The organism is Nocardia concava NBRC 100430 (genome assembly GCF_000308815.1).
GTDB classification, from domain to species: Bacteria; Actinomycetota; Actinomycetes; order Mycobacteriales; family Mycobacteriaceae; genus Nocardia; species Nocardia concava.
In genome coordinates this window covers 1-3,916 of the sequence record NZ_BAFX01000073.1, presented here as the reverse complement: position 1 = coordinate 3,916, position 3,916 = coordinate 1, and the positions used below count along the sequence as shown (strand labels likewise).

Genomic DNA, 3,916 nt, shown 5'->3' with positions numbered 1-3,916 from the left:
CTCATCCGCGTGCCGCAGCGCCCACTGCCCCATGGCGTGCGTGATCTGCCCGAGGTCCGCCCCGAGATCGGTCAGTGTGTACTCGACCCGCGGCGGCACCGTCGGATACACGGTGCGCCGCACCAGCCCGTCGCGTTCCAGATCGCGCAGGGTGCGGGTGAGCACCTTCTGGGTGATGCCGTCGAGGCGGCGGCGCAATTCGTTGAACCGGATCGGGCCGCCCTCCTTGCGCAGCGTGCCCAGCACCAGCAGCACCCACTTGTCCGCGAGCACCGCGAGTATGTCGCGGGCGGGGCAGCGCCGGAGGTAGCTTTCCACCAGATTTCCGTATGGCTCCCAGTCAGGGGTGGTATCCATGAGGTACCTCGGGATCGAAATAGTGCCTTCTTCCGCTCGGATACTACCCGGCGCAGGATCGAGAGCATGAAGACGATCACGCAGCGCACCCTCGGCGGACCCGATGTTCTGGAGACGGTGGAGGTCGACATTCCGCGGCCCGGTCTGGGTGAGGTACTGGTCCGGGTGGCGGCCACATCGATCAACGCGGCCGACTGGAAGCTGCGCAAGGGTGAGGTCACCAAGCTGGGTCCGCCGCCGTTCACGCTCGGCTTCGATCTGTCGGGTGTGGTGACCGAGATCGGCGCGGATGTCACCGAATTCGCGCCCGGTGACGAGGTTTTCGGCAATGTGGTGAGCCGAAACGGGGCATACGCCGAATACGTCGTGACACCCGCGGGATTCCTCGCACACAAACCGGAGGCGCTCGATCACGTGCATGCCGCCGCCCTGCCGACGGCCGTGCTCACCGCCTGGCAGGCGCTGCCCGAAGTGCAAGCGGGCCAGCGCGTTCTGGTGCACGCGGCAGCGGGCGGCGTTGGCCATCTGGCCGTGCAGATCGCGAAGGCGCGCGGCGCGTATGTGATCGGCACCGCCCGCACCGCCAATCACGAGTTCCTGCGCGGACTGGGCACGGACGAGCTGATCGATTACACGACAACCGATTTCACCACCGCCATCGATTCCGTGGACATCGCCTTCGATCTCGTCGGCGGCGACTACTCCGAGCGGTCACTACACGTGCTCACACCGAACGGCCGCGTCATCGACGCCCAGGGCGAGGAACCGCTGGACGATCCCCGCTATCACCGCCACTACTTCCACCCGTCCGGCGCGGACCTGACCGAGATCGCCGCCCTCGTCACGGCCGGGCGGCTGCGCGGCGAGATCGACCGCGTGCTGTCGCTGGCCGATATCGCCGAGGCCCACAAGCTCAGCGAATCCGGCCGGGTGCGCGGCAAGATCGTGCTCACACCCTGGAACGACTGACCCGCCCATCCGGCCATCGGGATAGTTGATGCGCACACCGTTCCCTGCGCATACCGTCGCGGAGAGACCGCGATTTCAGGGAGCAATGGTGACGGACTGGAACGAAGAAGTCGATGTCCTGGTGGCAGGAACCGGTGGCGGCCTGGCCGGGGCCTATACGGCCGCGCGCGAGGGATTGAGCGTGGCGGTGGTCGAGGCCACCGACAAATTCGGCGGCACCACCTCGTACTCGGGTGGCGGCGGCGTCTGGTTCCCGTGCAACCCGGTCCTGATGCGCGAGGGCGTGGACGACACCGTCGAGGACGCGCTCACCTACTTCCGCTCGGTGGTCGGCGACCGCACCCCGGCCGAACTGCAGGAGACCTACGTCCGCAATGGCGCGAAGGTCATCGAATACCTCGAAGCCGATGAGGCTTTCAAGTTCCAGATGTTCCCGTGGCCCGACTATTTCGGTAAGGCCCCCAAGGCCCGCACCGACGGCAAGCGCCACATCGTTCCCGCGCCGTTGAAGGCCGCCAAGCTGGGCGAGCTGAGCGAATCGGTGCGCGGCCCGCTGGGCACCGACCGCCACGGCGACCCGCAGCCGGACTATCTGATCGGCGGGCGCGCCCTGGTCGGCCGGTTCCTGTTGGGCCTGGCCAAGTACCCCAACGTGTCGCTGCACCTGAACACTCCGCTGGTCGAGTTGGTGACCGAGGACGGCGCGGTGGTCGGCGCGATCGTCGAACGCGACGGGCAGCGCGTGGCCATCCGGGCGCGCAAGGGCGTGCTGCTGGCCGCGGGCGGCTTCGAGGGCAACGACGAACTGCGGCGGCGCTACGGCGTACCCGGCGTGGCCCGGGACACCATGGGGCCGTACGGAAATCAGGGCAAGGCGCATGAGGCGGGCATCGCGGTCGGTGCGGACACCGATCTGATGGATCAGGCGTGGTGGTCGCCGGGCCTGATCCATCCGGACGGGCGGGCGGCCTTCGCGCTGTGGTTCACCGGCGGCATCTTCGTCAACCAGGCCGGCGAGCGGTTCGTCAACGAGTCCGCGCCCTACGACCGGCTCGGCCGCGACATCATCGAACACCTCGAGGACGGCTCGGCCACCCTGCCGTTCTGGATGATCTACGACGACGCCGAGGGTTTGGTGCCGCCGATCAAGGCCAGCAATGTGCCGATGGTCGAGGCGGAGCGCTATGTCGAGGCGGGCCTGTGGAAGACCGCCGACACTCTCGAGGAGCTGGCGGCCGAAATCGGCGTCCCCGCCGAGGCTTTGGTCGCCACCGTCACCCGTTTCAACAAGTTCGCCGCCGACGGTGTGGACCCGGACTTCGGCCGCGGCGACGAGGCCTACGACCGCGCCTTCTCCAATGGCGAACCCCCACTCGCGCCGATCGTGAAGGGCCCCTTCCACGCCGCCGCCTTCGGCATCTCCGATCTGGGCACCAAGGGCGGCCTGCGCACCGACACGGCGGCACGCGTGCTGAACGAAGCGGGCGAACCGATCCCGGGCCTGTACGCGGCGGGCAACACCATGGCGGCCGTGAGCGGCACCGTCTACCCCGGCGGCGGCAACCCGATCGGCGCGTCGGTCCTGTTCAGCCACTTGGCCGCGCTCGACATGAGCACCCGCTAGCCCCGTTCGCCGCCCGAAGTGTGATGCGATGGGCGGCATGACGCGAGCTGCTTACGACGTGATCGTGGTGGGCGGCGGCCACAACGGGTTGGTGGCCGCCGCGTACCTGGCCCGGGCCGGGCGTTCGGTGCTGGTGCTCGAACGCGCGGACCACACCGGTGGGGCGGCCGTGTCCGAGCGGGTCTTCCCGGGATTCGACGCGCGGCTGTCGCGCTACTCGTATCTGGTGAGCCTGCTGCCCGAACGCATTGTGCGGGACCTGGATCTGAGCTTCGAGACCCGCAAGCGGCGCATCTCGTCGTACACGCCGATCGGCGACACCGGGCTGCTGGTGGACAACGGCTCCGAGGCCGCCACCCGCGCCAGCTTCGCCCAGGTCACCGGTTCCGAACGCGATTACGCCGCCTGGCAGGACTTCTACGCCATGACCGGGCGACTGGCCGAACGCGTCTTCCCGACCCTGACCCACCCGCTGCCCACCCGCGACGAATTGCGGCGCACCATCGACGATTCCGCCGCCTGGGAGGCGATCTTCGAACGACCGCTGGGCGAGACGGTGGAGGCGCGGTTCGCCGACGACACCGTGCGCGGGGTGGTGCTCACCGACGCGCTCATCGGCACCTTCACCCATGCCCACGACGCGTCGCTGCTACAGAACCGCTGCTTTCTCTACCACGTGATCGGCGGCGGCACCGGCGACTGGAACGTCCCGGTCGGCGGCATGGGCGCGCTGACCGACGCGCTCGCGTCGGCGGCCCGCGCGGCTGGTGCCGAGATCCGCACCGGCTGCACCGTCACTGGCATCGAAACCGACGGCGCCACAGCGGAAGTGCGCTTCGCCGACCGTGATCGCGAGGAATCGGCGTCCGCGCGCCATGTGCTGGTGAATGCCGCTCCGTACGTGCTGGCCGGACTGCTGGGCGAGTCCGCCCCGAAGCCCGAGGGCGCCCAGCTGAAGATCAACAT

At 68.8% G+C, this 3,916-nt stretch carries 4 protein-coding genes; 3 read left to right on the top strand and 1 reads right to left on the bottom strand.

Annotated features, from left to right (window positions below):
• A partial coding sequence (locus tag ON43_RS14395; RefSeq protein ID WP_040807782.1) for a winged helix-turn-helix transcriptional regulator occupies window positions 1-357 on the bottom strand: 357 nt, incomplete at its 3' end.
• Window positions 358-423: 66 nt separating this feature from the next.
• On the opposite strand from ON43_RS14395, the gene ON43_RS14390 reads away from it, so the two are divergent.
• From ON43_RS14390 to ON43_RS14380, 3 genes are all read left to right on the top strand, one after another.
• Window positions 424-1,326, top strand: coding sequence for an NADP-dependent oxidoreductase (locus ON43_RS14390; RefSeq protein ID WP_040807781.1), 903 nt, complete (start codon window positions 424-426; stop codon window positions 1,324-1,326).
• Between the two features lie 85 nt (window positions 1,327-1,411).
• Complete coding sequence (locus ON43_RS14385) at window positions 1,412-2,950, top strand: FAD-binding protein (RefSeq protein ID WP_040807780.1); 1,539 nt, start codon at window positions 1,412-1,414, stop codon at window positions 2,948-2,950.
• A gap of 37 nt (window positions 2,951-2,987) precedes the next feature.
• Window positions 2,988-3,916, top strand: a 929-nt coding sequence (locus ON43_RS14380) for a phytoene desaturase family protein (RefSeq protein ID WP_040807785.1), incomplete at its 3' end; no start/stop codon positions are given.

Coding starts and splice junctions, on each gene's coding strand:
- ON43_RS14390 (WP_040807781.1), top strand. CDS start 424: ATGAAGACGATCACGCAGCGCACCCTCGGCGGACCCGATGTTCTGGAG.
- ON43_RS14385 (WP_040807780.1), top strand. CDS start 1,412: ATGGTGACGGACTGGAACGAAGAAGTCGATGTCCTGGTGGCAGGAACC.